Below are 26,430 nucleotides of genomic sequence, written 5' to 3' on the forward strand. Positions count from 1 at the left end.
AGAATGTGAGAAAACAGCCGCAACGTCAAATTAGCTTAAATGGATTAAAGGTATGGCGTCTTCAAAATGGAATTATCTCATTGATTTTCTTACTCATCATCATTGGGGTATTTATTGCTAGTTATTATTTTCAATGGCCATATTGGATTGGGGCCATCCTCGTCGGTTTATGGGTCTTACAGGTCATTTTTGGCATTTGGCTTATACCGAAAATCCGTCATCGCATCTGGCGCTACGAAGTATTCGAAAATGAAATTGAAATTCAGCATGGACTCATTCGCATCACACGTGTGATTGTACCGATGGTGCGAGTCCAGCATGTCGATACATCGCAAGGGCCGCTTTTAAGGCGCTACCGTTTGGCATCTGTTCAAATATCGACTGCTGCTACAGTTCATGATATACCGGCGCTAGAATTAGAAGAAGCAGATGAGCTTCGTGATTACATATCTCGTTTAGCAAGGGTGACGGAAGATGATGTCTGAACCAAAACGTGTACATCCAATCTCGATGTTCATTGATTTTATATCAGATGCCGTATCCATGATCAAAAACTTCATTATCCCTTTTTTCGTGCTTATTTTTGTGAACTCGAATTCGAGCATTCGTTTTTATGCATTTATCATTCTTGGTGTGCTTCTTTTATGGAAAGCTGTTTCAACCGTTTTAGCATGGAGGCGATTCACCTACCGGATGGAAGATGATGAATTTCGCGTGGAATCGGGCGTCATCACAAAAAAGAAAAAATATATTTCGTTAGAACGAATTCAAACCGTGAATACAAGTGAAGGTATCTTCCAGCGGATTTTCGGCTTGGTGCGGGTCCAAATCGAAACAGCAGGCGGAACGGACGGTCCGGAAGTGAGCCTGACGGCGATTACAAAAGCAGAAGCGGAACAATTAAAGCAATCGATTTTCAACCGGAAGAAAAGCTTGCAGCAAGAAGAGATGTTGGATGAAAATGGGGATGTTCCGCATGATCCTCTGACAGCGCAACAACCTGTAGAAGAAGAAATGAATGTTTCCTATCGGATGGGTGTACCAGAGCTGCTTTTGGCTGCGACCACTTCAAGCGGAATCGGAGTCATTATTTCCGGGTGTCTCGCCATTTACACACAAATAGATGAAATTCTTCCTTTGGACGGATTCGTCAAGCGGTTCTCTTTTTTAAGTCATGCGAGTGTTGAGATTTATGCGATTCTCATATTTCTTGCCGTATTGATTGCGTGGATTCTTAGTGTTGGGGTAACAGCCCTTCAATATGCGAATTTTACCGCAAAACGAAAAGGGAAAGACATCATTATCACAAGAGGGCTCATCGAGAGGCATCAAATGACCATTCCACTTGCGAGAATTCAAGCAGTGAAAATCAAAGAAAATATTCTCCGTGAGCCTTTTGGCTTTGCGACGGTGATGCTTGTGAGTGCAGGAGGTTCTATTACAGAAAAAGAAACCTCTTCCGTCTTATTTCCGCTGATTCGGAAGAAAAAAATCAACGAACTGCTGTCTCAATTCACAGATCATTATCACTTGGCGCCAGAAGCTGAACTGAAAAAGGTGCCAAAGCGTTCACTCAAACGCTACCTGATCTCTTACGGCTTTGTGCCATTACTTGTCGGCGTGATCCTATCTGTACGTTTTCCACCATGGGGGTATTTGGCACTCATTCCACTTCCTATTGCTTTGGTTTTTGGCTATTTAGCTTATAAACAATCAGGCTATACGATCAAAGATCCATTGATTCAACTGACATCAAGAGGCATTGGCAAAACCACTGGCATTGTCTTGAGAAAACGAATGCAAAACTATACGATGACGCAATCTTTCTTCCAAAAGAAAGGCCGATTGGCGAGTATTCACACCTTTGTGAAATCCTCTGCACTGCTTGATTCCTTTGGTGTGCATCACCTTGAGGAAGAAGATGCTGCACGTGTAATGGATTGGTATTCGTATGAAAAAAATAAATCTTCTTAAACAAAAAATGTCGATCAGCTTCCCGTTCATAGGAGTGATCGACATTTTTTATGAGGTTAGTAGCGTCTTTTTTTTGAATGGAAAAATAGCGTAAGAGGTGCTAAAAGCATGCCGCCGATCAATCCAAATAAGTGAGCCATAATATTGATGTTTGAGTTAACGAAAGTCATGATGACAGAGACTGCAAGAATCGTTATGATCACCTGAGAATTGCCGCGGTCCATCATGTGCGGTTTAAATAGAACAAGGTATAAATAAACGCCAAACAAACCGAAGATGGCACCAGAAGCGCCGACATGTACATACTCTAAAGGCTCTACCCAATAGGTTCCGAGATTGCCAATGAACCCTGCACCAAGATAGATGATCAGAAATCGAACCTTCCCAAGCAAATACTCAAGCGCTGGAGCGAATAAGAACAAGGACATAGAATTGAACAAAATATGGGTCAGACTTCCGTGAAGGAAAATAGGTGTGACGAGCCGCCACCATTCTCCGGCAGCTACCCCATAATTGAAACCGACGAGATGATCGTGACCAAGCTGTATAAGAGGAATAGGAATCGCAAATATAAGCCACAGACCAATTTGCAAAGCAAGAATCGTTGTTACGATTGGATACGATCTAATAAATTGTTGAAAGCTCTCCGTTCGAATAAACATAACAAACCCCTTTTGACTAGATAATGGTAAGTTTATAGTAACACGTTTATGAAGAGAACATCCAAATTAGTACGAGTATCATAGGAGGTACCTCATGATCAAAGGAATAGGCATTGATATTGTAGAAATCAACCGGCTCGCGCGAGTGCTTAACAGACAGCCTCGTTTACCAGAACGAATTTTAACGTTAAGTGAACAAGACATCTTTAACGAACTCAGTGAAAAGAGGCAGCTGGAATTTTTGGCGGGACGGTTTGCAGCAAAGGAAGCTTTCGCTAAAGCTTACGGAACGGGAATCGGACGGCATTTAAGCTTTCATGACTTGGAAATCCAGAAAGACGAACATGGAAAACCTTTCATCAAAAGCAAGAAAACGATGGGCGACCAGGTTCATGTGTCCATCACTCACACGAAAGAATATGCTGCTGCACAAGTTTTAATTGAAAGGTTGTCAAGCTAGTCTGCATATTGTTTGTCCCCCCTTCATATATTGGGTAGTGCGATAAGGAAGGGCGAGTTGCTAACAGGCTTTGATGGTTCGCGGTACGCAGTTAACTCTTGAGGCGTACTGTTAAAGTCAAACAAGCGGTTTCTTCCTTTTAACACAATTAACGAAGGGGTTGAAAAGGGTGAGAAAAAGCTTTGTTTTGCTTGTAACGGGAATCCTTTTTGTACTGATTCTCTCCGCATGCGGTCAAAAATCTCAGCAGGATATCGTTGGAGATTTAAACAAAAAGGCAGAGGAAATGACATCATACAAAGCCAAAGCAAAAATGACCATTGAGACAGGAAATGACCCGCAGGAGTATCGAGTAGAGATTTGGTACAAGAAGCCGGAACTTTACCGTGTCTATTTAGAAAATCCGAAAAAGGATCAGAGTCAAGTCATTTTAAGAAATGGCAATGGTGTGTTTGTGCTGACACCTTCATTGAACAAGAGCTTCCGTTTCCACAGTGATTGGCCAAATAATAGCAGTCAGGTCTACTTATTTGAGTCACTCGTGAAGGACATTAAAAATGACAGTGCAGCTCAGTTCAAAGCGAAAGATTCAAAGTATGTGTTCGAAACCAAAACCAATTATCAGCACAACCAAATGCTGCCTACCCAAGAGATTACCTTTCATAAAAAAACAATGGCGCCTGCCAGTGTGAAAGTACTGGATAGCGACAAAAAGCCAATGGTGAAAGTGGAATTCTCTCACTTTGAATTCAATAAATCCTTTGACAAAGATGCATTTGATGAGAAGAAAAACATGACACTCTCTCAAATGGATGTAGCCACAAGTGCAGACTCATCTGACAGCTTTGCGGTGAAAACGCCAGTTGATATGCCAGAGGGCGTGAAGAAGATGGAAGAGAAAGAAATGATGACAGATGCTGGGAAACGTTATGTGATGACGTATGGCGGTAAGAAATCCTTCACACTCATTCAGGAAAAAGCGAGAGTAGCTGAAGCATCTACGCCTGTGACGATGAACGGCGAGCCAGTCGACCTTGGCATGACAGTTGGGGTTCTCACAGATCAATCCCTTTCATGGACATCTGACGGAGTGGACTACTTGATTTCTTCAAGTGATCTATCGAAGGAAGAGCTCTTGATGGTTGCAAAGAGTGTAGAAGGCCAGTCAGCTAAATAAATATCTCAGGCGAGAGCCTTGGAAATGAAACATCAGCCCTATGCAAGGGCTGATTTTCTTTGATTTGTTTCACATTATTCTTGAATTTTAGTATCATAATAAAGGTATTGAATCATTCAATAGGGAAGTGTGACGGATGGACACAAATGCCTTTTATAGAGACACATGGGCAGAAATTAATTTAACAGCAATTAAGCATAATGTTTCACATATGAAAGATCATATTGGTCAAAGTGTTCAACTGATGGCTGTGGTGAAAGCCAATGCATATGGACATGGAGATATAGAAGTGGCAAGAGCTGCCCTCAAAGCAGGAGCAGACTTATTAGCCGTAGCCTTTTTAGATGAGGCCGTTTCTTTAAGAAATAAAGGCATCAAAGCACCGATTCTTGTACTCGGCGCCGTACCGCCGGAATATGTCAAAGCCGCCGTTCGATACAATGTCATCATGACCGCTTACTCCATCGATTGGCTGAGAGAAGTCACCACAATGGTGAAAGGGCAGATGGGACAACCTATACGTTTTCATTTGAAAATAGACAGCGGAATGAACCGATTAGGTGTGAAAACGATAGAGCAAGTGAACGAAGTGAAAAAGCTTGTCAGTGAACACTCTTATTTACAGCTGGAAGGCGTATTTACTCACTTTGCGACAGCTGATGAAAGGGATGAGGCCTACTTTGATCGGCAGGTCGATACCTTTCAAACACTGCTCGAGCCGCTTCATACGGACAAGCTGCTCGTTCATTGCGCCAACAGTGCAGCGGGTCAAAGGTTTAAAGACGTTTTGTTTAATATGGTTCGCTTCGGCATCAGTATGTACGGGCTGTCACCGTCAGAAGAAATCAAGGATGAATTGCCTTTCAAGCTGGAAGAAGCCATGTCTCTTCATACAAAGCTTGCCCATGTGAAGCACATTCAAAAGGGTGAGAGTGTCAGCTACGGGGCGACGTATACAGCCAATCAAGATACGTGGATCGGCACGGTTCCAGTCGGCTATGCAGATGGGTGGATCAGGAAGCTGGCAGGAACGGAAGTGCTCGTTGGCGGAAAGCGCCGGAAGATCGCAGGAAGGGTTTGCATGGATCAATTCATGATTGAACTGAAAGACAATCTTCCAGTAGGGGAGCCGGTCGTTTTAATTGGTAAGCAAGGGGAAGACATGGTATCAGTCGATGAAATCGCAAAAAGGCTTGAAACCATTAACTATGAAGTCACTTGCTCGATTGGCCACCGCATCCCAAGAGTATATATGGAGGACGGCAAAAGAGTGCATGTACGGAATCCGCTGCTTCAAAGCGGGCCAAGCTTTTTATAAACAGTGTTCAAAAGAACGATGGTCAAACTGACTTCGTTCTTTTTTATTCGACAAAAGTAGGGTAAACATTCTCCCTTTTTTAGAGATTTTGGAAATACCGTATGATTTTCGGAAAAAAGCGTATAATGGGAAAGAGGAACTCCATTATCATCTTGATTTACGGGTGGCGAGCCGCTTCATGTTCTAATAAGAAATCATGAAAAAACAGCTTTGCTTGTGCATTGAATAATGGTATGATTAGTCTTGGAATGGATCGATACGGTATCCGTAAGTTTTGTGGAGGTGTATGTTTTTTGTCTGAATCCAGCGCAACAAACGAAATGAAGATTCGACTGCCGGAGACTTTAATGTCTGAGATCGAACGAGTAGCAGAGCAGGATAAGGTAACAAGAAATGAATTGATCTACCGAGCGACAAAAACGTATATTCGTGAACGTAATATTCGACAAAATCGTGAATCGATGAGACGCGGCTACATGGAGATGGCGAAAATTAATCTGAATATCTCTTCAGAGGCACAATACGCAGAGTTTGAGGCTGAGAATACAGTTGAGCGATTAGTCAGCGGGGGTTAAACATTTGATTGTTAAACGCGGTGATGTTTACTTTGCTGATTTATCTCCTGTTGTTGGCTCCGAGCAGGGCGGGGTTCGCCCGGTATTGGTGATTCAAAATGACATTGGAAATCGCTTCAGCCCGACTGCTATCGTTGCAGCCATAACAGCCCAAATACAAAAAGCGAAATTACCGACTCACGTCGAAATCAATGCAAAGCGCTACGGCTTTGAACGAGATTCTGTCATTCTTTTGGAACAGATTCGTACAATCGATAAACAAAGATTGACAGATAAAATCACACATCTTGATGATGAGATGATGGAGAAGGTTGATGAAGCCTTACAAGTTAGTTTGGCTCTTATTGATTTTTAATATGGTGATATTTGGTTGCTCTCCTGTGAGCAACTTTTTTTTGTGTTCATTTTTTATTAAGGCTATAATGGAGAGAGAATGAAAGTTATTGTTTTTTATGTATGTAGGGGGTAAATTATGTCGAATCATATCGTGTTAGCTTTTGCTAGAGCGCACCAAAAGGAATTAGAAAAAGAATGGACTGACATCTTCAAACGACTCGGAGAAGAAGAAACGGACATGATGCTAAACGATAAAATGTATGAAACGATTTGTTCCGAATATGTCCAGCTTATTCTGGCATCCCTTTCAGAGGCGAATGCTGAGGATTTTGAAGAAAAAGTGCAATCTTTTGCTTTAAAAATTGTACAAATGGGTATATCACTTAAGTTACTGGCAAAAGGGCTAACGGAAATCCGTTCACACTTATATCACAAAATGAACAGTGACAAAAATACTGAACAAGGAAGTAATGAGCTCATATGGGAAATTGATCGGTTCATCTCACCAGTTCATAACGAAATATTGAATCACTACTCCATCTCATGGGAGAAAACCGTCAACCTTCAAAAAATTGCGTTACAGGAACTTTCTGCTCCGCTGATTCCGGTGTTTGAGCACATCACTGTCATGCCTCTTGTCGGAACAATTGATACAGACCGTGCGAAGAAGATCATGGAGAATTTGTTAAATGGCGTTGTGAAGCATCGGTCACAGGTGGTCTTAATCGACATCACCGGTGTACCTGTCGTCGATACAATGGTGGCACACCATATCATTCAAGCGTCAGAGGCTGTGAGATTAGTAGGTGCAAAATGCTTATTGGTCGGTATTCGCCCAGAAATCGCCCAAACCATCGTCACCCTTGGAATTGATTTATCTCAAGTTACAACAAAGAATACCCTTCAAAAAGGAATTCAAACTGCTTTAGAAATGACAAATCGAAAAATTGTTTCATTGGAGGGGAAACCCAGTGAGAAATCACCCGAAGATTCCAATCTTAAAATTATATAATTGTCTTCTAATTTCGATACAGTGGGAGCTTGATGACCAAACAGCCCTTCACTTTCAAGAAGACTTGCTGAATAAAATTCATGAAACAGGAGCGAACGGCGTTGTCATTGACCTAACATCTGTTGATATGATCGATTCATTTATCGCAAAAGTATTAGGCGATGTCATCACGATGTCAAAGCTCATGGGGGCAAAAGTTGTATTAACAGGAATACAGCCGGCAGTCGCTGTAACATTGATTGAACTTGGTATATCACTGGAAGAAATTCAGACAGCATTAGATCTTGAACAAGGGCTTGAGACATTGAAGCGGGAATTGGGGGAATAGATATGAAAGACCAATCCTGTGTGAAAATTTTGACGGAATGGGACATAGTTGCGGCAAGACAACTGGGGCGAAATGTTGCTAAAGAATTAGGATTTGGAACAGTTGACCAAGCAAGAATTACGACGGCCATTTCTGAACTAGCTCGAAACATCTATTTATACGCTGGTAAAGGTCAGATTTGTATAGAAGAAGTGATGGAGCGCGGAAAGCGTGGACTCAAAATCATTGCAGCCGATGAAGGGCCTGGCATCATGGATATACGTAAAGTGATGGAAGACGGTTTTTCTACATCAGGCGGACTCGGAGCAGGTCTTCCGGGAGTCAGAAGACTGATGGATGATTTTGAATTAGATTCTACACAAGAACAAGGAACGGAGATAAAAGCTGTTAAGTGGCTTCGCTAGGAGGGAAACCATGGATTTTAAGGAGGTAATGGAGCAGCGGTATCATCAGCTGCTCAGTCGTTATATCAGTGATTTAACTGAAACATCGCTTTATCAAGCTCAAAAATTTAGCCGAAAAACCATTGAGCATCAAATACCTCCTGAAGAAATAGTGAGTGTTCACCGAAAAGTGATTCAGGAGCTATACCCTGATTTGCCGAAAGATGTCTTTCATTCACTAGACTTCTTAATTGAAGTCATGATTGGGTACGGACTAGCTTACCAGGAACATTTAACACTTAGAGGCATCCAGCAAGAAATTAAATCAGAAATCGAAATTGCTGCTAATGTTCAGCAAACCCTTCTGGAAACGAAAATTCCAGAAGGAGACACATTTGATATCGGGGCTATTAGTGTGCCGGCAAAACAGATGAGTGGAGATTATTACCATTTTGTCACCGATCACGATACGATTAATATCGCGATCGCAGATGTGATTGGGAAAGGCATCCCGGCTGCGCTCTGTATGTCGATGATTAAGTATGCGATGGATTCCTTGCCGGAGTCAGGAAGCGGTCCCACAAAGGTGTTAAAAACCCTTAATCGTGTTGTCGAGCAAAACGTAGACCCGAGCATGTTTATTACCATGTTCTATGGCAGCTATAATAAAGCAACGCATGAATTTAAATATGCATCGGCTGGTCATGAGCCGGGCTTTTTCTATTGCAAAAAAGAGAATCAATTTTACGATTTAGACGCTAAGGGACTTGTCCTTGGGATCGCACCAGACTTTGACTACCGGCAGTATGAGAAGTATTTGGACGTCGGGGATATGGTCATCTTATTCTCAGATGGCGTGACAGAATCCAAGTCAGAGGACGGTTTTTTAGAGCGGGAGGATATCAAAACGCTTATAGCAGAGCACCTATCTTATTCAGCTCAGGAAATGGTCGATGCTATCTATGCCAGCTTACTGAAGCTGCAAGATTTTCAGCTTCATGATGACTTTACATTACTTGTTCTGAAAAGAAAGGTTTAGAAAGTAAATATGCGGGTATATAAAATTCTAGGAAACAAGAATTTCGAGGTGAATGCATAATGAATATGTCTATGAAAGAGCATCAAATAGATAATAAGACGAAAATTAGCGTCAGCGGAGAAATCGATGTATACTCCGCTCCTGAGCTAAGAGAAAAGCTTATGCCTAAAGCGGAGCAAGGGGATCATCTTGAAATCTGCTTGAAGGATGTTTCTTATATGGATAGTACGGGTTTAGGTGTATTTGTTGGGCTGTTTAAAGCGGCTCAAAAAGCAGGCGGAACATTAAAGCTTGAGAACTTATCGGATCGGCTTGTAAGATTGTTTGAAATTACTGGACTAAAGGACATCATTGACATTTCTGCAAAGACAGAGGGTGGGGTACAATGAACGAATCAGTAGATTTAATCGAGATGAAAATCCCGGCGAAACCAGAATACGTAGGCATCATTCGTCTGACTCTTTCAGGCGTAGCAAGCCGTATGGGCTATGCCTACGAAGAGATTGAGGACTTAAAAATTGCCGTCAGTGAGGCTTGTACAAATGCAGTTCAGCATGCCTACAAAGGTGAACATGGCGAAGATGGAGAGGTAGCTGTTCGCTTTCTTGTCTATGAGGATCGTCTAGAAATCATTGTCTCTGACAAAGGCGGTAGCTTTGACTTTAAGCAAAAGCAGGAAGGACTAGGGCCTTACACATCTGCTCATACGGTGGATCAATTGGCAGAAGGAGGTCTTGGTTTATATTTGATGCAAACATTGATGGATGAAGTCGAGGTGCAAGCAAACTCCGGAGTTACCGTTGCGATGACAAAGTTTTTAAACAGGGAGCGAGTTGACCATGACACAACCATCCAAAACTATGAAACTAACTAAAGATGAAGTGGATCGCCTCATCCAAAGCTATCAAACCAATCAAGACGAGCAGGCGCAGCTCACGCTTGTCGAATGTTATACAAATCTGGTCGATATGCTGGCGAAAAAATATTCCAAAGGGAAAAGTTTTCATGAGGATCTCAGACAAGTTGGAATGATTGGTTTACTCGGTGCCATTAAGCGTTATGACCCGCTCGTCGGTAAATCATTTGAAGCCTTTGCGATTCCAACCATTATCGGGGAAATCAAACGCTTTTTACGTGATAAGACATGGAGTGTCCATGTACCAAGACGGATAAAAGAGCTTGGCCCAAGAATCAAGATGGCAGTTGACCATCTGACAACGGAGACACAAAAGTCACCTAAAGTACAAGAAATTGCAGAATATCTAGATGTGACAGAAGAAGAAGTACTTGAAACAATGGAGATGGGCAAAAGCTATCAAGCGCTGTCTGTAGACCAAGGCGTTGAGGCTGATTCTGAAGGAAGTACCGTTACCATTTTAGACGTCGTCGGCTCACAGGAAGAAGGCTACGAACGCGTGAACCAAAAAATGATGCTTGAGAGTGTGCTTCATGTTCTGACAGATCGAGAAAAAGAGATTATCAATCTGACTTATTTACAAAATAAGAGTCAGAAAGAAACAGGCGATTTACTCGGGATATCCCAAATGCATGTATTGAGACTGCAACGGAAGGCAGTTAAAAAGCTACGAGATGCATTATCAGAAGATGCGTCTATGGAGCTAGGCTAATGAAGCAGATTGAACAGCATGAGCATGTGAATGTTATTATCTATCAATCGAATAAAGAAGGGAAATCATGCTGCGGGGACAGTTTTTTTATTAAAGCAGATGATGAAGAACTAATTTGTGCTGTGGCAGACGGATTAGGCAGCGGTCAGTTCGCCAATGAATCATCTTCTTTAGTCAGCGAAATTGTCGAAGAATATGGACATGAGGATATGACGACCCTCATCGACAGATGCAATCAGGCTATGAAAAATAAACGCGGGGCCACAGTTGCGATCTTAAAGGTGAATTTTTCCCAGCAGCAATTTACCTATTGTTCGGTTGGTAATATTCGGTTTATCTTGAATGCCCCTTCTGGCGACTATATTTATCCACTTCCGACATCAGGATACTTATCAGGGAAACCTAGAAAATATAAAACTTACACCTATTCCTACGAAAAAGGATCGACATTCATTATGTATTCAGACGGACTGAATGTGCCAAACATGAGAATGTGTTTAAAGCATAGTCATTCAGTTGCTGACATTGCCAAACAGCTTGAAGCATACACACAAGACAAGAAAGACGATCTCACCTATGTACTTGGTCAGCTCATGTAAAATAGCTGACCTTTTTTCTGTTTTGCCGGTTTTTTTGATACACTAAAAGAGAAGACACAGTGAGAGGATGCAAAGTATGAAGACATCTGACTTTTTATTGAAACAAATTGCAACAGAATTAAAGCTTTCAACAAAACAAATTGAAAGTGTCATCAAGCTCTTAGAGGATGGCAACACCGTCCCGTTTATTGCCCGTTACCGGAAAGAGCAGACAGGCTCACTGGATGAGGTGCAAATTCAAACCATTTCAGAGCGCTATACATATATCCAAAATGTCATGAACCGAAAAGAAGAAGTCATTCGCTTAATCGCTGAACAAGACAAACTGACGGATGAATTAAAACAAAAAATTGAACAAGCTCATAAACTGCAAGAGGTCGAAGATTTATACCGGCCATTCAAACAAAAACGTAAAACAAAGGCGAATGTAGCCAAAGCAAAAGGGCTCGAGCCGCTGGCGGAATATGTACTCGCGCTGCCAAGCGATGAGATCGAGAAGAAGGCTGCTTCTTTTATCAACGAAGAAAAGGAAGTAAGAAGTGTAGACGAGGCACTTGAAGGCGCGCAGCACATCATTGCTGAACAGCTGGCTGATGATCCTGATATGCGGAAATGGATTCGCAGTGAAACGTACCAAAAGGGCAGTCTGGTCACATCAGGAAAAGACATCGAGAGCGATGAGAAAAACGTCTATGAAATGTATTACGATTATCAAGAGCCCATCAAAAAGATAGTGCCCCACCGTGTACTAGCGGTCAATCGTGGAGAGAAAGAAGGCATCTTAAAGGCAGCCATCGAACCACCTGCTGAAAATATTCGTTTCTATCTCGACAAGCAAGTCATAAAAGGCAAGCAGACGACGGCGAGGCCGTTTATTGAAGCGGCAATTGATGATGCCTATAAGCGCCTCATTCAGCCTTCGATCGAACGAGAAATACGCAAAGAGCTGACAGAAAAGGCAGAAGAGCAAGCGATTCATATTTTTGCTGAAAACTTAAGAAAACTGCTTCTTCAGCCGCCGATGAAAGGGAAGCGTGTACTAGGAGTCGACCCTGCATTTCGTACAGGCTGTAAGTTAGCCGTCGTGGATGATACGGGCAAAGTCCATCATATTGGCGTCATTTACCCGCACCCGCCTGTGCAGAAAAAAGCGGAAGCCAAACAAAAAGTGAAAGAGATCATTCAATCATCAAACATTGAAGTCATTGCGATTGGAAATGGAACAGCCTCAAGAGAGACCGAACAATTCATCGCAGACCTGATTCAAGAGCTGGATCAGCCGGTGTCCTATTTAATTGTGAATGAAGCAGGGGCAAGTGTATACTCTGCGTCTGCACTGGCGCGAGAAGAGTTTCCAGACCTGCAAGTCGAAGAACGAAGTGCCATATCAATTGCTAGAAGATTACAAGATCCTTTAGCAGAGCTTGTGAAAATTGATCCGAAGTCTGTCGGGGTGGGCCAATACCAGCATGACGTGAGCCAAAAGCAATTAAACAGCTCGTTAACCTTCGTGGTGGAGACTGTCGTCAACCAAGTCGGTGTGAACGTCAATACGGCCTCACAGGCGCTGCTGCAATATGTGTCAGGCCTTTCAAAAGCCGTCGCAGGAAATATCATCAAGCGCCGCGAAGAGATTGGGAGATTCACAAGCAGAAAAGAGCTCAAGGATATTCCAAGACTTGGTGCTAAGACTTATGAGCAGTGTATCGGCTTCCTGCGCATCGCAGACGGACAAGATCCACTTGATCGTACAGGCATTCACCCAGAGAGCTATAAAGAAACAAAACAATTCTTACGCATGATCACGATGACGCCAGACGATCTTGGCACAGAGCAGTTAAAGGAGAAAATCGCAGAGGTCAAACTGGACGAAGCAGCAGAGCAGCTTGATATTGGTATCATTACACTTCAGGATATCATCGATCAGCTGACAAGACCTGAGCGTGATCCGCGCGATGAAGTCCCAAAACCTCTTTTGAAAACAGATGTGTTGAAATTGGAGGACTTGAAGCAAGGAATGGAGCTGCAAGGAACGGTGAGAAACGTCGTAGACTTCGGCGCATTCGTTGATATTGGTGTAAAGCAGGACGGGCTTGTACATATTTCAAAGCTAAGCAACCGTTTTGTGAAGCATCCGCTTGACGTTGTATCAGTTGGTGACATTGTAACTGTATGGGTGGACTCCGTTGACCAGGCAAAAGGCCGCGTTGCCCTCTCCATGCTGAAACCAGAGTAAACAAAAAACGAGGCGCACCTTAGGATGGGGTGTGCCTTGATGTGACTGAATGTTTTTTTCTGTAGAAGTACCAGCATTGATTCAGCAATTTGATTTGGTAATGATTTTTTTCAAAAAATGCCTTCTGCATCTGATTTTTCAGCCAGTTGGGCATCGCCCATTCCTCCTTTGATCGAAACAGTGGGTGTACCTTCAATGTATGCAAAGGGGAAATTGTCCCGTTCGAGGTTTTTATAGAAAGGAACGATCTTGATTGAAGGAGAGAGAGTTACAGCAGTTAACAGAGCATATTTCTGAGCAGTTCTTTGGTAAGGCATTCCGCCATCAAGCTGTTTTTAATGACCGTCTCAAAACGACAGGCGGAAGATATTTGCTTGGTACACACAATATTGAGTTAAATCGCCGATATTTAGAGGAGCATGGAAGAGACGAATTGATCGGTATCATTAAGCATGAACTGTGTCATTATCATCTGCACCTTGAGGGGAAGGGCTATCAGCATCGGGACCGCGATTTTAAAGAGTTATTAAAACAAGTAGGAGCCCCACGTTTTTGTACATCGCTAAAGACCGTACAAAATAAACGGTGTTTACAGAAATGGCATGAATATGTCTGCACAGGATGCGGTCAGTATTTTATTAGGAAAAGACGATTTGATACCTCTCGTTATGTGTGCGGCGTCTGCAAAGGAAAATTAAAATGGCGGCGTACAATCGATTCAGAGTGAAAAGCATTCCTTTATGGGATGCTTTTTTTGTGTCCAATGGAACTGATCATCGTGATATATAGAAGATGAAGTAGACATATTGAGACAAATAGAGACGCAAGTCTCATTTTGTCTCTTTTTTGATCGGTGTGAATCGTTCAAAACCTAAGTTTTCAAGTGCCATGATGTTGGCACGTTTTTTGCTTGTATATAAGTGCAAGCAAAAAAGATAGGAGGTTTTACCATATGGAAATGGCACTCACAAAAGAAAAAGCCGTTTGGATGTATCAAAAAATGCAGGAAATCCGCCAATTTGAAGATCAAGTACACACGCTTTTTACAAAAGGGATTTTGCCAGGCTTTGTCCATCTTTATGCTGGCGAAGAAGCTGTTGCTGTAGGAGTCTGCGCTCATCTGAATGAACAAGACAGTATTACAAGTACACACCGCGGCCACGGCCATTGTATCGCTAAGGGCTGTGATCTAAAAGGAATGATGGCAGAAATCTATGGAAAAGCCACAGGTCTTTGTAAAGGAAAAGGTGGATCCATGCACATTGCAGATTTTGATAAGGGAATGCTCGGTGCTAACGGAATTGTTGGAGGCGGCTTTCCACTTGCGTGCGGGGCAGCCCTCACGGCTAAATATAAAAAGACAGATAATGTAAGCGTTTGCTTTTTTGGGGATGGTGCAAACAATCAAGGGACTTTTCACGAAGGAATCAATCTCGCCGCCATCTGGAAACTGCCTGTCATTTTCATCGCAGAAAACAATGGTTACGGGGAAGCGACGCCATTTTCCTATGCTTCAAGCTGCAAATCGATCGTGGATCGAGCCGCCAGTTATGGCATTCCGGGTATTCAAGTAGATGGAAAAGATGTGACAGCCGTTTATCAAGCAGCAGAACAAGCGATAGAACGAGCAAAAAATGGTGAAGGTCCGACATTGATTGAATGCATGACATATCGGAATTATGGTCATTTTGAAGGAGACGCTCAGCGCTACAAAACAAATCAAGAAAAAACAGAACACCAAGAAGAGAAAGATGCCATCGCTCTTTTTAAAAATGAATTATTAAAGAAGCAGCTGCTGACGAATCAAGAGATATCAAGTATTGAAGCGGCTGTAGCAGAAGCGATAGATGAAGCCGTTAGATTCAGTGAAGAAAGTGAATATCCAGATCATACCGAATTACTGACCGATGTGTATGTTTCGTATCAATAAATCAGAAAGGGGAGAGGAAAATGACAAGAGAAATCAGCATGTCTAGTGCTTTGAATGAAGCGATTAAACTGGCAATGAGAAGAGACGAAGATGTCATTTTAATGGGGGAAGATGTTGCGGGAGGCGCTCATGTAGATCACTTACAGGATGATGAAGCATGGGGCGGAGTTCTTGGAGTAACAAAAGGAATCGTACAGGAGTTTGGACGTGAGCGTGTCCTAGACACACCGATTAGTGAAGCTGGCTATGTAGGCGCGGCTATGGCAGCTGCTTCAACAGGGCTAAGACCAATTGCGGAACTTATGTTTAATGATTTTATCGGTACTTGTCTGGACCAAGTGCTGAATCAAGGCGCAAAATTTCGATACATGTTTGGCGGAAAAGCAGAGGTGCCGATCACGATTAGAACGACACATGGGGCGGGTTTTAGAGCAGCAGCCCAGCATTCGCAAAGTTTGTATGCGTTATTTACAAGCATTCCTGGATTAAAAGTAGTTGTGCCTTCTTCACCTTATGAAGCCAAAGGGCTGCTGCTGGCAGCCATCGAGGATCAGGACCCTGTCATCTTTTTTGAAGACAAGACGCTTTACAATATCACAGGAGATGTGCCGGAGAGGTATTACACACTGCCGCTTGGTAAAGCAGATGTGAAGAGAGAGGGTTCTGATGTAACCATCTTTGCAGTAGGCAAACAAGTGCATACAGCACTCGAAGCGGCAGAGCAATTATCTGCTCAAGGTATTGAAGCGGAAGTGATTGATCCAAGAAGCTTGTCGCCGCTCGATGAAGAGGCCATTCTGACTTCGGTAGAAAAAACAAATCGGCTTGTCATTGTGGATGAAGCAAATCCAAGGTGCGGAATTGCCGCAGATATCTCTTCTTTGATTGCAGATAAAGGATTCGATTTACTTGATGCTCCAATCAAAAAAGTGACGGCTCCTCATACACCAGTACCATTTTCACCACCTCTTGAAGATATATATCTGCCGACACCTGATAAGGTTGTGAACACCGTATTAGAGATGATTGGCAAGAATCATGACAAGATCTTGAACTAAAGAAAGGAGAGAGGGAGATGGCTGTCGAAGTTGTGATGCCTAAATTGGGTATGTCGATGAAAGAAGGAACGGTATCTGTCTGGAATAAGGAGGTCGGTGAGACCGTAAATAAAGGGGAAAGCATTGCAAGCATCAACTCCGAAAAAATTGAAATGGAGATCGAATCACCTGCTGAAGGAACCATATTGGATATAAAAGTGTCTGAGGGAGAAGGTGTACCGCCTGGCACGGTCATTTGCTATATCGGTGAAGGAAATGAACAGGTGGAGGAAAAGAAAGAAAGAGACGTCCAGTCAAAACCAAAGAAAGAGAGAAAGAAAATCTCCCCTGTTGCTCGTAAAATTGCGAATAGCGCAAACCTAGACATTGATACGCTGGTGGGGACAGGACCGGGGGGAAGAATTACGAAAGCGGATGTGCTTCATGCGCTTCCTGAACGGGCAGAGAAAAAACAAAATGAGACAGAGCATCAACCTGTTAACACGATGCGGAAAACAATTGCCTCAAGAATGATGGAAAGCCTGCAAACAAGTGCACAATTAACCATTACGATGAAAGCGGACGTGACAAAACTTACAAACTTACAACAACAGCTGAATGAAACAGCCATAGCCCGTCACGATACAAAATTGACCATGACCGATTTTGTGGCCAAAGCAACGATCCTTTCATTACTCGAACACCCTGCGATGAACAGTCAATATCAAAATGAAAGAGTGGAAACTTTTGAGTATGTTCATCTTGGGATAGCTGCTGCTTTAGAAAACGGCTTAGCTGTGCCAGTTATTCGACATGCGGAGAGACTAGCGCTCATTGAGCTAGCGAAGACCATCAAATTGTATGGCAAAAAAGCACGTGAAGGCAAACTTCTTCACGATGAAATCGAAGGCTCTACCTTTACGATCACCAACCTAGGTGCCTATGGTGTAGAGCATTTTACTCCGATTTTGAATCCGCCGGAAGCCGGTATCCTTGGCGTCGGAACAATGTATGAAACCCCTGTTTATCGAGAGGATGAATTGTGCAAAGGGACCATCCTGCCACTCAGTCTTACGTTTGATCACCGCGTGCTGGACGGAGCGCCGGCATCCGCATTTTTATCAACGGTCAAAGCATATTTAGAAGAACCAATATCCATTCTTTTATAGGAAGAAGGTGAAAGTATCATGACACTGGTCATTATAGGAGGCGGACCAGCAGGTTATGTGGCGGCCATAACAGCCGCCCGTTTTGGCAGGGAGGTTGTGTTAATTGACCAAGGTCAGCTGGGGGGTACCTGCCTCAATGAAGGCTGTATTCCGACGAAAGCGCTTTTGCAAAGCGCCGATATGTTTGAGCATGTGAAATCGGCTGTACATTTTGGAATTGAGCTTCCAGAACATGAGCCTATCATCCAATGGGATGCCGTCCAAAAACGGAAACAGTCTGTCGTCAAGCAGCTGACTGATGGCGTTCGCTACTTGATGAATAAAAACAAAGTCAGCGTGGTGAATGGGAAGGCATCATTTCTATCGGCACATGAGCTATTGATAGAAAGTGAAGGGAAGTCTGAAATCATTCAAGCAAAACAAATCATTATTGCATCAGGGGCAGCGCCTGCTGCTTTACCTTTTGCACCTTTTGATGGGGAATGGATCATTCACAGCAAGGATGCCATGTCACTTTCTTCGATACCAGATTCGCTTTGTATTATTGGGGGAGGGGTGATCGGTTGTGAGTTTGCAAGCATATTTAGCAGAATGGGGACAAAAGTTGTCATGGTTGAGCGGGCAGTGCACATTTTACCTGAAGAAGATTGTGATATAGCACAATGTCTTCACGAGCAACTCGAAGAAACGGGTGTAGACATTTTGACGTCCGCTGCAGTCAAACAGCTTGATTCTTCTTCAAGAAAAGTAGTGGTAGAGAAAAATCAAGGAGAGCAGTGTGAAATCCAGTCTGATCTTTGCTTAGTGGCAATTGGCAGAACTCCGCAGCTTGGAGAGTTGAATCTTGATCAGGTCGGCATTGAATTTGACAGAAACGGAATCTACGTCAATGAACATATGCAAACCAATCTCCCGCATATTTATGCGTGCGGTGATGTGACAGGTGGGGTCCAGCTTGCTCATACTGCTTTTCATGAAGGAACGGTTGCGGCATCCCATGCATCGGGTGAACATGTAAAAGTCAATGAACAAGTGATTCCAAGATGCATCTACACCTCTCCAGAAATCGCCAGTGTTGGTTTAAATGAAGAGAGTGCTAGAAAACAATATGAGGAGATTCGGATAGGGACATGTGCATTTTCTGCAAATGGAAAAGCATTAATCTTAAATCAACCAGCCGGTCAAGTAAAGGTCATTGTAGAACCGCAATATCAAGAAATTTTAGGTGTATCAATCATTGGACCGAATGCAACAGAACTGATTGGACAAGCGGCGGTGATGATGCATACAGAGCTGACCGCTGATACATTAGAGCAGTTTATTGCGGCACATCCGACACTTTCAGAGGCGATACACGAAGCCTTGCTGCAAACAATTGGACGAGCGGTGCACTGCTGAAAAAGACTCTATTTCTATCCGATTGACTTCTTGGGTTAGCCAATGTTAATTGAAAGCGCTTTTATAATTATCTATAATGAATAAAAAGCCCCCAGAGGAGAGGATGGAATGAATCCGACGCCTTGTTATTTAAATACGTGGAAACGTTTTGTTCGTGAAGGTTTGCTTGATAAGTCTCGTCTGAATAAGAGAGTGATGGAATCATGGCACAGATGTAAACAGGCAAATGTTAATCCGTATTTAGATAAAGGACAGTCGTTCTTAGAAAAGGAATTATTCAGTGCCCAAAAAAAGAAATACTCATTATTCCTAAATGCCGCTCTTCCTTACTTAAATAAAATCAGTCAGCAATTAAAAGAATCTGACATGCTGGCCTTACTTATCGATGCAGACGGTTATGTGCTAAGTCTGACAGGAAGCCAAAGAACGATGGTGGAAGCAAGAAAAATTAATTTTATGGAGGGGTCGCGCTGGACCGAAACAGATGTAGGCACGAACGCTATTGGAACGGCACTCGTCATCGGGGAAGCTGTGACGATCAACGGAACTGAGCATTTTTCTGTCGCCTCTCACCATTGGAGTTGTTCAGCCGCTCCTATTCGTGATGCAGACGGTACGATCATAGGGGTGATTGATATCTCCTGTATGGCGGATAACAAGCACCCTTTTATGCTTGGAATGGCTTCAACGGTTGCTTATGCCATAGAGAGAGAAATTCAAGTCCAGCAAAAAAGGAGAGAGATGGAGCTGATCACTCATTGTCTCCAGCAGGTGGAAGCAGACGAACCGTATGTGATCTGTAATGAAAAAAAGCAAATTGTTTCTGCAAGCCGGTCGATTAGAGAACGATTTTCTGACTGGTACGGAATGGATGTCGAGCGGCTTAAGGGTCATCCATTTGTTATCCGGGGAACGCAGATCATTCAATCAGAGCAAGATGGAAAGATGCTGGGCATGTCCCTTTCCCTTGAAGAAGCAGCGAAAAGCAGCATCACCGTTTCCTTTGCTCAATTTCCCGGGGAATCTGGAACAAGTAAGGTGTTTCAACAGACGCTCAGTGAGATGAAGAGAGCGGCACAAACAGATGCCAATGTATATATTTGGGGCGAAACAGGTACAGGGAAGGAACTGGCCGCTAGAGCTATTCACTCAGCCAGTGAAAGGCATAGAGGACCGTTTATTGCTGTTAATTGCGGAGCCATTCCTGAAAGCCTGTTAGAAAGCGAATTATTCGGCTATGCTGAAGGGGCTTTTACAGGGGCAAAACGTCACGGAGCTAAAGGGAAATTTGAACAAGCTCATAAAGGAACACTCTTTTTAGACGAAATTGGCGAAATCCCATATGCGATGCAAGTAGCACTTCTTCGGGTGATAGAAGAAAGGAAAGTCGTACCGCTCGGCGGGACATACGAAATTCCTTTGGATATTCGAATCATTACAGCGACACACCGTAATATGAACGAACTACTGAAGGAAGGAAAAATACGAGAAGACTTGTATTACCGTCTTCATGTCTATCCGATCAACATCCCGCCGCTTAGAGAAAGAAAAGAAGACATTCATGATTTATATCGTTATTACCAAAAGAAGTACCACTGGAATGCGGTATTTCCTGAATCATTTTTTCAGACATTGCAGGAATACCACTGGCCGGGAAACATACGAGAGCTTTTTAATCTGTTTGAACATCTAAGGGTCCTCTTTCCTAAAGGCGGATGGATTGGTGAATCGCAATATGCTTCAGTATTAGAGACGATTGATCAGAAAAAGCAGAAGCTGCATCCAGAAGAGTGTACCGAGATTCCAAAAGAACTCACGTTTAGGGAGCGCATTCAAAAGCAAACAGTGATAGAAGCACTGCATAATACGAAAGGTCATGTGTCAGAAGCAGCGAAGTTAGCAGGGGTGCCAAGAAGTACTTTTTATAAGTGGATGCGAAAGTTTAAGCTGTCTTAGTCTCCTGAGGAAGGCTGCATCAAGGCCCTTGGTCTACGTTAAGAGGTCGGGGGCTTTCTGCCAAGTTAAACAAATGGCATGGAAAAAGGCTTGACTGTTATATTAGTATATGTTAAATTATAAAAGCCGTCGCAATGGGGCAGGAATGAAACGCTTAAAAATTCTTGACACATTTTTCTGGCATATATATAATGAAACATGTCTTATTATTCCGCAGTAGCTCAGTGGTAGAGCTATCGGCTGTTAACCGATCGGTCGTAGGTTCGAGTCCTACCTGCGGAGCCATAATGGAGAAGTACTCAAGTGGCTGAAGAGGCGCCCCTGCTAAGGGTGTAGGTCGCGTAAGCGGCGCGAGGGTTCAAATCCCTCCTTCTCCGCCATTATTGTATGGCCCGTTGGTCAAGCGGTTAAGACACCGCCCTTTCACGGCGGTAACACGGGTTCGAATCCCGTACGGGTCATGTTTTGTTTTTTGATTCGTTGGGCTATAGCCAAGCGGTAAGGCAACGGACTTTGACTCCGTCATGCGTTGGTTCGAATCCAGCTAGCCCAGCCATTTTTTATATATGTTTTTCTGCATAGCAGATGAGCCATTAGCTCAGTTGGTAGAGCATCTGACTTTTAATCAGAGGGTCGAAGGTTCGAGTCCTTCATGGCTCACCATTGTCACGCGGGTGTGGCGGAATTGGCAGACGCGCTAGACTTAGGATCTAGTGTCTTTATGACGTGGGGGTTCAAGTCCCTTCACCCGCATTGTTTTTTCAAACAGTGCACTTATGAATATAAGAGCACATCATACACGCGGTCGTGGCGGAATGGCAGACGCGCTAGGTTGAGGGCCTAGTGGGTGAATAACCCGTGGAGGTTCAAGTCCTCTCGGCCGCATCCCAATAATACCAAGGGTTTAACCACCTTTGGTATTATTTTTTTGTGCGGAAAATACAGCTATGGGAGAAGACTTGCTTACCAAAACCATGCACCTTTTACAGCAGAAATATTGAATATTGCTAGTAAAGTAGTAACGGTTTTTTTTCATAATATCTTTTAGCATAATCAAACGCTATGTCATAGGATTTAGATCTAGTATATCCTACTGAAAGAGTTATAGTCTCTGATTAATTTGGAAACAAACTTATATGTACCTCCAATAGCTAGTCTTGGTACTGGTGAAAAGACGATCTATATTTTAGCGGCTAAAGTCCTGAATGCATCAGCAAATTGAGTTGATCTCAATCCATCTAAAGCCCCGCCTAATAACGCCGCAAATGGAGCAACGCCTTTTACAAGAAACGAGCGTCCATTTTATCCTGAAATGATGGCTTATTTTTTATCAAGTAAATTTATGATGCGTTTTCCTCGTCCACCTCCAGCTTCTAAGGAATGATGAGCTTTGGCAACATCAGATAAAAAATAAATGCTATCAATAACTGGTCTGACCTTGTTGGAATCTACATAAGATGCTAATTCTTTTAGAAGTTCATTTTTGGGATTTGCACTGAATGTGCGAACTCTACGAGAACCGAAAGTAGTTGAAGCTAATATATATATTAAGGACGAAAAACTAGGAAATCCAATAGTAACCATTCTACCGTTCTTTGCAAGCAAGCGCCTATAATGTTTGAGGTCAGTTCCCACTGTGTCCATGACTACATCAAACTTTTTAAGATCAGTAGGAGATGTTTTTTTATAATCAAATACTTCGTCTGCACCTAGCTCTTGAAGAAAAGTAAGATGTTTTTCGTTTGCAAGAGCAGTTACATGAGCACCCAACATTTTGCCAATTTGAATCGCAATGCTTCCGACTCCTCCACTTGCACCACGTACAAGTAACTTTTCGCCTTTTCTAAGTTTAGTTTTATATTTTAAAGCAATAATTGCAGTAGCACCTACGCCAGGCAATGCCGCAGCTTGTAAGAGATCAACCTTTGTAGGAATTTTAGATATTTTCTCAGGTGATATAGCTACATATTCAGCGGCACTACCAATTTGGCTCCTTAATTTCATAGGAAGAACTCCCCACACTCTATCACCTAATTGATAATTTTTTACGTTCGATCCTACCTCAACAACCTCACCAGAAAAGTCTGCCCCTGTTCCTTTAGGGAATCGATTACCCGTTAATAGTTTCATCTTGCCTGATCGAAAAAGCGTATCCATAGAGTTTACACTCGACCCATGTACACGAATGAGTACTTCTCCAGTTTCTATAACAGGTTTTGATATAGAATCTTCAAAAAGAACATTCGGTGATCCATATTTAGTATATTGTGCAGCACGCATCTTTTCATTTTTCATTTACTCACTCCATCTCCTAGAAAAAGTATGAACTTGAAGGGTTTTAAAATCAATTTAGCTCTCTAATACATGGGTGACATGGTTTACATATTTGATTATAATAAATGGAATTGATTTAACAAGTACTCAATATAAACTGACTAAGTAAGGAAAAACTGACTAAGGAGTGGATAAAATATGACTGAAAGTGAGCTAAATAAAGCGATAGCTCCAGCAAGTTATGCCTTAAATATATTAGCGGGAAAATGGAATTTAAAAATCTTAGCTGTACTATGTAGTTACAATGATATTCGATATAATGAGTTAAAGCGTAAAGTGTATGGAATTACAGGAACAATGCTCAATCAATCATTAAAGGATCTGATTGAAAACGGAATTGTTCAACGAGTTCAGTATAATGAAGTTCCATCAAGAGTAGAATATTCATTGACTGGGGCAGGACTAGAGCTGATCCCTATATTTGAACAACTTCTTTTATGGGGCGAAAACCAATTAGAAAAATCAAAATCATAATAAAATGAATATAAAAAGAAAACTAGATTATCCAAGGGTAACTTTTGCAGTGCTTGATATGTCTGGCCGCAACCTGCAAATTGAACAACCCGATGTATTTAACTCATTAGTCCATAACTGGTTAAACAGACTTGAGTCGGAAAATGTTAAGTAGTTTTTCTCTAAATGACTGTCCACTCATCTTAAGTAAGTGGACGTTTTTGTTTGAGAATAATATTTTTATATAATGCAGTCCAATCATCCCCATACCGTTTGAAAGGTTTTTTTGCTATCCATCGAAATGCTTCAACTATTAGTAAGATTTATATGTTTTCTACCGATTTGACCTATGTTAAAAAGTCTAACTAAACAATCATAAGGCGGGTTGAGTAAATGCTTGGATTACCAAGAGGGGAGGTTTTTTTAGTTCCTTGGTCTGTTGAATGGGTCAAAGAATTTGAAATGGAAAAGAAACGAATAGTAGAGGTTATCGGTCAGTACACAGTGAATGTCCACCATATTGGAAGTACAGCAGTAAAGGGTTTAAGTGCGAAGCCAATTATTGATATTGCAATTGAAATAGATGATTTTCTTGACGGAGAACAGTGCGTAACAGCTTTGGAAGGGCTAGGTTATTCATATAAAGGAACCAATGTTTTACCTGAAAGACACTATTTCAACAAAGGAGAACCACGTACACACCAAATCCATATGTATCAAACAGGCAATAGGTATTTACTCGAACAGTTAAATTTCAGGGATTATTTAAGAAGTAACGAACTAGTAAGAAGTGAGTACGAGCAGCTCAAACTGAACCTATCAATTTTAAATAAAAATGAAAAACACAAATATGCAGAGGGGAAAACTGACTTTGTTCAGTCGATTTTAGAGAGAATTTAGAAAAGATTCTCTCTTTTGGTGATCAAACTAACTGATTTTATGCACAAGTGGACTCGCTGCAAAGGGAAGTTTCTTCTTTTTAACCAAAATCAACATTATTCTTTAACATAGCTAAATTAACAAGGGTGAGGGATATGAAATTTGTTTATTCGTTTCATCATTAAACCCCCTGTCTTATTTGTGTCACTATATCACGTTTGGTGCTCTTTTAAATCCTAAATTGCAATTATTTCCGATTCATGTTACAATAAGAATAATTATTTTTGTTCGGCGTAAAGGATAGCATGAAGAAAGACTTTTCGTCTTGAGGATACTTTGGGCAAGGATAGTATAATACATTGTGTGGTAACGCACTAGGAGGCAACAAACATGGAACAAGGTACAGTAAAATGGTTTAACGCAGAAAAAGGTTTTGGATTTATCGAACGTGAAGAAGGCGACGATGTATTCGTACATTTCTCAGCTATCCAAGGTGACGGATTCAAATCTTTAGACGAAGGTCAAAAAGTAACATTTGACGTAGAGCAAGGTTCTCGTGGAGCTCAAGCTGCTAACGTTCAAAAAACTGCTTAATCTTCATTTTTAAAAACAGGTTCTCTGTAGAGAGCCTGTTTTTTTGTGTTTCCAATTATTTCTTCAATAAAAAACCCTACTCAGCGTACAAGTAGGGAGATGTTACAAGGTAATCGTAAAAAAATTCATGCTTCAAAGGTTTATCAACAGTATAGCATATTGGATTTACAATATGCGGAATTTGCCTAAATAAATTCTTTTTTCTTTCATAAGTTGAAGGGTGGATAGGTTCTTAGAGAACATGTATTCAAAAATGGTGAGGGATGCCCAAAAGAGCGGCAGAGTTCTTAACAGAAACTTTTTATTTGCTTTTCTGTAATCCCTTTGATGACTTCTAATTCACTTAGCAAAAATTCATGGGCATCATCTAGCATTTTCTTTTCACTTGCATTTAGTGCTTTCTCTTTCTTCATACGCATCAGGTCACGTACAACTTCAGCACCGTCTTGGATGCTACCCGTTTTTATTTTGTTTGTATTAATTGTATGCCGTTCTTTCCATGTCAGTATTTGATCTGATTTGCCATGCTGGAAAATGTGTATCACACTGTTTAATGCCAGTATATCTGTAACAGGTCTAATACGTGAACCCGACATTTTCCGTGTTGGAATCATCACTTTCATATGACTGATTGACATATTAATCACATAATACTGTTGTTTTTCATCAGAAAATTCTTTTTCTTCTATGGCTTCAATTATACCTGCTCCATGCATTGGATACACAATGTTATCACCAATTTGAAACATATCATCCACCTCCATATTAAGTACCTACTATAAGGGTACCACAAATCGATCCGAAATAATCAAATTTTTAATAATAACATGTTTATTTATTTTTTGTCAATAAATTTAGTTCTAAAAAAGAGAGATTATTTTGAAGAAATTTTGGGTGTGATTTTTTTTTATTATCCATGATTTTTGAACATATCCTCTAGAATCCTCGCTATA

General features: G+C 41.9%; 29 protein-coding genes, 7 tRNA genes and 1 pseudogene. 33 read left to right on the forward strand and 4 right to left on the reverse strand.

The window, feature by feature from the left end; all coding sequences use genetic code 11:
• Nucleotides 1-5: 5 nt before the first annotated feature.
• Both MHH26_RS00490 and MHH26_RS00495 read left to right on the forward strand, forming a co-directional pair.
• Complete coding sequence (locus MHH26_RS00490; protein ID WP_106031673.1) at nt 6-485, forward strand: PH domain-containing protein; 480 nt, start codon at nt 6-8, stop codon at nt 483-485.
• Nucleotides 475-1,974: a PH domain-containing protein gene (locus tag MHH26_RS00495; protein ID WP_334750828.1), complete on the forward strand. Its 1,500-nt coding sequence runs from the start codon at nt 475-477 to the stop codon at nt 1,972-1,974. The genes MHH26_RS00490 and MHH26_RS00495 overlap by 11 nt, the downstream gene beginning before the upstream one ends.
• Nucleotides 1,975-2,030: 56 nt before the next feature.
• Here MHH26_RS00495 and MHH26_RS00500 read toward each other — a convergent pair whose 3' ends face one another.
• On the reverse strand, nt 2,031-2,636 hold the full coding sequence (locus tag MHH26_RS00500; RefSeq protein ID WP_060595589.1) for a rhomboid family intramembrane serine protease: 606 nt from the start codon (nt 2,634-2,636) through the stop codon (nt 2,031-2,033).
• 94 nt (nt 2,637-2,730) lie between these two features.
• Here MHH26_RS00500 and acpS point away from each other — a divergent pair, with 94 nt between their 5' ends.
• From acpS to MHH26_RS00570, 14 genes are all read left to right on the forward strand, one after another.
• On the forward strand, nt 2,731-3,096 hold the full coding sequence (gene acpS / locus MHH26_RS00505) for a holo-ACP synthase (RefSeq protein ID WP_106056745.1): 366 nt from the start codon (nt 2,731-2,733) through the stop codon (nt 3,094-3,096).
• A 160-nt stretch (nt 3,097-3,256) separates the two neighbouring features.
• Nucleotides 3,257-4,273, forward strand: a complete 1,017-nt coding sequence (locus MHH26_RS00510; RefSeq protein ID WP_106037124.1) for a LolA family protein — start codon at nt 3,257-3,259, stop codon at nt 4,271-4,273.
• A 136-nt stretch (nt 4,274-4,409) separates the two neighbouring features.
• A complete protein-coding gene (gene alr / locus MHH26_RS00515) occupies nt 4,410-5,591 on the forward strand; it encodes an alanine racemase (protein ID WP_340971749.1) in 1,182 nt (393 codons plus the stop codon).
• 293 nt (nt 5,592-5,884) lie between these two features.
• On the forward strand, nt 5,885-6,166 hold the full coding sequence (locus MHH26_RS00520; RefSeq protein ID WP_012008995.1) for a hypothetical protein: 282 nt from the start codon (nt 5,885-5,887) through the stop codon (nt 6,164-6,166).
• A gap of 4 nt (nt 6,167-6,170) precedes the next feature.
• Nucleotides 6,171-6,521, forward strand: coding sequence for a type II toxin-antitoxin system endoribonuclease NdoA (gene ndoA / locus MHH26_RS00525; protein WP_003214169.1), 351 nt, complete (start codon nt 6,171-6,173; stop codon nt 6,519-6,521).
• A gap of 117 nt (nt 6,522-6,638) precedes the next feature.
• Nucleotides 6,639-7,514, forward strand: a complete 876-nt coding sequence (locus MHH26_RS00530; RefSeq protein WP_045210228.1) for an RsbT co-antagonist protein RsbRA — start codon at nt 6,639-6,641, stop codon at nt 7,512-7,514.
• Entirely contained in the window at nt 7,474-7,842 is a 369-nt protein-coding gene (rsbS, locus tag MHH26_RS00535) for an RsbT antagonist protein RsbS (RefSeq protein WP_003214235.1), read from the forward strand. Before MHH26_RS00530 ends, rsbS begins: the two co-directional genes overlap by 41 nt.
• 2 nt (nt 7,843-7,844) lie before the next feature.
• Entirely contained in the window at nt 7,845-8,246 is a 402-nt protein-coding gene (locus tag MHH26_RS00540; RefSeq protein WP_034663954.1) for an anti-sigma regulatory factor, read from the forward strand.
• Nucleotides 8,247-8,256: 10 nt separating this feature from the next.
• Nucleotides 8,257-9,264: a PP2C family protein-serine/threonine phosphatase gene (locus MHH26_RS00545; RefSeq protein ID WP_106056749.1), complete on the forward strand. Its 1,008-nt coding sequence runs from the start codon at nt 8,257-8,259 to the stop codon at nt 9,262-9,264.
• Nucleotides 9,265-9,323: 59 nt separating this feature from the next.
• Nucleotides 9,324-9,653 carry an anti-sigma factor antagonist gene (locus tag MHH26_RS00550; protein ID WP_034663950.1) on the forward strand — a complete coding sequence of 110 codons (330 nt, stop codon included), beginning with the start codon at nt 9,324-9,326 and terminating at the stop codon, nt 9,651-9,653.
• Nucleotides 9,650-10,138: an anti-sigma B factor RsbW gene (gene rsbW, locus MHH26_RS00555; RefSeq protein ID WP_095286217.1), complete on the forward strand. Its 489-nt coding sequence runs from the start codon at nt 9,650-9,652 to the stop codon at nt 10,136-10,138. The genes MHH26_RS00550 and rsbW overlap by 4 nt, the downstream gene beginning before the upstream one ends.
• Entirely contained in the window at nt 10,104-10,892 is a 789-nt protein-coding gene (sigB, locus tag MHH26_RS00560) for an RNA polymerase sigma factor SigB (RefSeq protein WP_340971755.1), read from the forward strand. Before rsbW ends, sigB begins: the two co-directional genes overlap by 35 nt.
• Nucleotides 10,892-11,491 carry a PP2C family serine/threonine-protein phosphatase gene (locus tag MHH26_RS00565; RefSeq protein ID WP_307499100.1) on the forward strand — a complete coding sequence of 200 codons (600 nt, stop codon included), beginning with the start codon at nt 10,892-10,894 and terminating at the stop codon, nt 11,489-11,491. The genes sigB and MHH26_RS00565 overlap by 1 nt, the downstream gene beginning before the upstream one ends.
• Nucleotides 11,492-11,567: 76 nt before the next feature.
• On the forward strand, nt 11,568-13,727 hold the full coding sequence (locus MHH26_RS00570; RefSeq protein ID WP_340971758.1) for a Tex family protein: 2,160 nt from the start codon (nt 11,568-11,570) through the stop codon (nt 13,725-13,727).
• Nucleotides 13,728-13,746: 19 nt separating this feature from the next.
• On the opposite strand, the gene cmpA is transcribed toward MHH26_RS00570, so the two are convergent.
• Entirely contained in the window at nt 13,747-13,881 is a 135-nt protein-coding gene (gene cmpA / locus MHH26_RS00575; protein WP_095286213.1) for a cortex morphogenetic protein CmpA, read from the reverse strand.
• A gap of 99 nt (nt 13,882-13,980) precedes the next feature.
• On the opposite strand from cmpA, the gene MHH26_RS00580 reads away from it, so the two are divergent.
• The 13 genes from MHH26_RS00580 to MHH26_RS00640 all read left to right on the forward strand — a co-directional run bounded on the left by MHH26_RS00580 (nt 13,981) and on the right by MHH26_RS00640 (nt 22,102).
• On the forward strand, nt 13,981-14,454 hold the full coding sequence (locus tag MHH26_RS00580; RefSeq protein WP_307499103.1) for a SprT family protein: 474 nt from the start codon (nt 13,981-13,983) through the stop codon (nt 14,452-14,454).
• A 225-nt stretch (nt 14,455-14,679) separates the two neighbouring features.
• Nucleotides 14,680-15,657, forward strand: coding sequence for a thiamine pyrophosphate-dependent dehydrogenase E1 component subunit alpha (locus MHH26_RS00585; protein ID WP_307499104.1), 978 nt, complete (start codon nt 14,680-14,682; stop codon nt 15,655-15,657).
• 20 nt (nt 15,658-15,677) lie between these two features.
• Nucleotides 15,678-16,715 (forward strand): alpha-ketoacid dehydrogenase subunit beta, encoded by a 1,038-nt coding sequence (locus tag MHH26_RS00590; protein ID WP_334750834.1) that lies wholly within the window; start codon nt 15,678-15,680, stop codon nt 16,713-16,715.
• A 17-nt stretch (nt 16,716-16,732) separates the two neighbouring features.
• Entirely contained in the window at nt 16,733-17,863 is a 1,131-nt protein-coding gene (locus MHH26_RS00595) for a dihydrolipoamide acetyltransferase family protein (RefSeq protein WP_106038582.1), read from the forward strand.
• 18 nt (nt 17,864-17,881) lie between these two features.
• The gene (gene lpdA, locus MHH26_RS00600) at nt 17,882-19,261 is read left to right on the forward strand and encodes a dihydrolipoyl dehydrogenase (RefSeq protein WP_334750836.1); all 1,380 of its coding nucleotides are present in this window, start codon (nt 17,882-17,884) and stop codon (nt 19,259-19,261) included.
• A gap of 108 nt (nt 19,262-19,369) precedes the next feature.
• Entirely contained in the window at nt 19,370-21,217 is a 1,848-nt protein-coding gene (locus tag MHH26_RS00605; protein ID WP_307499107.1) for a sigma-54-dependent Fis family transcriptional regulator, read from the forward strand.
• 210 nt (nt 21,218-21,427) lie between these two features.
• Nucleotides 21,428-21,502: transfer RNA gene (locus MHH26_RS00610), tRNA-Asn, on the forward strand.
• A 4-nt stretch (nt 21,503-21,506) separates the two neighbouring features.
• Nucleotides 21,507-21,597 (forward strand) — tRNA-Ser (locus MHH26_RS00615).
• A gap of 9 nt (nt 21,598-21,606) precedes the next feature.
• Nucleotides 21,607-21,678: transfer RNA gene (locus tag MHH26_RS00620), tRNA-Glu, on the forward strand.
• Between the two features lie 20 nt (nt 21,679-21,698).
• Nucleotides 21,699-21,773, forward strand: a tRNA-Gln gene (locus tag MHH26_RS00625).
• A 31-nt stretch (nt 21,774-21,804) separates the two neighbouring features.
• Nucleotides 21,805-21,880 (forward strand) — tRNA-Lys (locus tag MHH26_RS00630).
• 7 nt (nt 21,881-21,887) lie between these two features.
• A tRNA-Leu gene (locus MHH26_RS00635) sits at nt 21,888-21,970 on the forward strand.
• Between the two features lie 48 nt (nt 21,971-22,018).
• Nucleotides 22,019-22,102 (forward strand) — tRNA-Leu (locus MHH26_RS00640).
• A 435-nt stretch (nt 22,103-22,537) separates the two neighbouring features.
• On the opposite strand, the gene MHH26_RS00645 is transcribed toward MHH26_RS00640, so the two are convergent.
• Entirely contained in the window at nt 22,538-23,512 is a 975-nt protein-coding gene (locus MHH26_RS00645; RefSeq protein WP_340971765.1) for an NAD(P)-dependent alcohol dehydrogenase, read from the reverse strand.
• Nucleotides 23,513-23,689: 177 nt separating this feature from the next.
• Here MHH26_RS00645 and MHH26_RS00650 point away from each other — a divergent pair, with 177 nt between their 5' ends.
• The 4 genes and pseudogenes from MHH26_RS00650 (at nt 23,690) to MHH26_RS00665 (ending at nt 25,477) form a co-directional block, all read left to right on the forward strand.
• A complete protein-coding gene (locus MHH26_RS00650) occupies nt 23,690-24,025 on the forward strand; it encodes a winged helix-turn-helix transcriptional regulator (protein ID WP_095286249.1) in 336 nt (111 codons plus the stop codon).
• Between the two features lie 25 nt (nt 24,026-24,050).
• Nucleotides 24,051-24,179: pseudogene (locus MHH26_RS00655) on the forward strand (alpha/beta fold hydrolase); the annotation flags it as partial.
• A gap of 218 nt (nt 24,180-24,397) precedes the next feature.
• A complete protein-coding gene (locus MHH26_RS00660) occupies nt 24,398-24,904 on the forward strand; it encodes a GrpB family protein (RefSeq protein ID WP_066031278.1) in 507 nt (168 codons plus the stop codon).
• Between the two features lie 369 nt (nt 24,905-25,273).
• Nucleotides 25,274-25,477 carry a cold-shock protein gene (locus tag MHH26_RS00665; RefSeq protein WP_003214229.1) on the forward strand — a complete coding sequence of 68 codons (204 nt, stop codon included), beginning with the start codon at nt 25,274-25,276 and terminating at the stop codon, nt 25,475-25,477.
• 287 nt (nt 25,478-25,764) lie between these two features.
• Here MHH26_RS00665 and MHH26_RS00670 read toward each other — a convergent pair whose 3' ends face one another.
• Nucleotides 25,765-26,226 (reverse strand): CarD family transcriptional regulator, encoded by a 462-nt coding sequence (locus tag MHH26_RS00670; protein ID WP_095286254.1) that lies wholly within the window; start codon nt 26,224-26,226, stop codon nt 25,765-25,767.
• Nucleotides 26,227-26,430: the final 204 nt, after the last annotated feature.

This window comes from Bacillus sp. FSL K6-2839 (genome assembly GCF_038003365.1).
In the GTDB taxonomy this organism is placed as follows: domain Bacteria; phylum Bacillota; class Bacilli; order Bacillales; family Bacillaceae; genus Bacillus.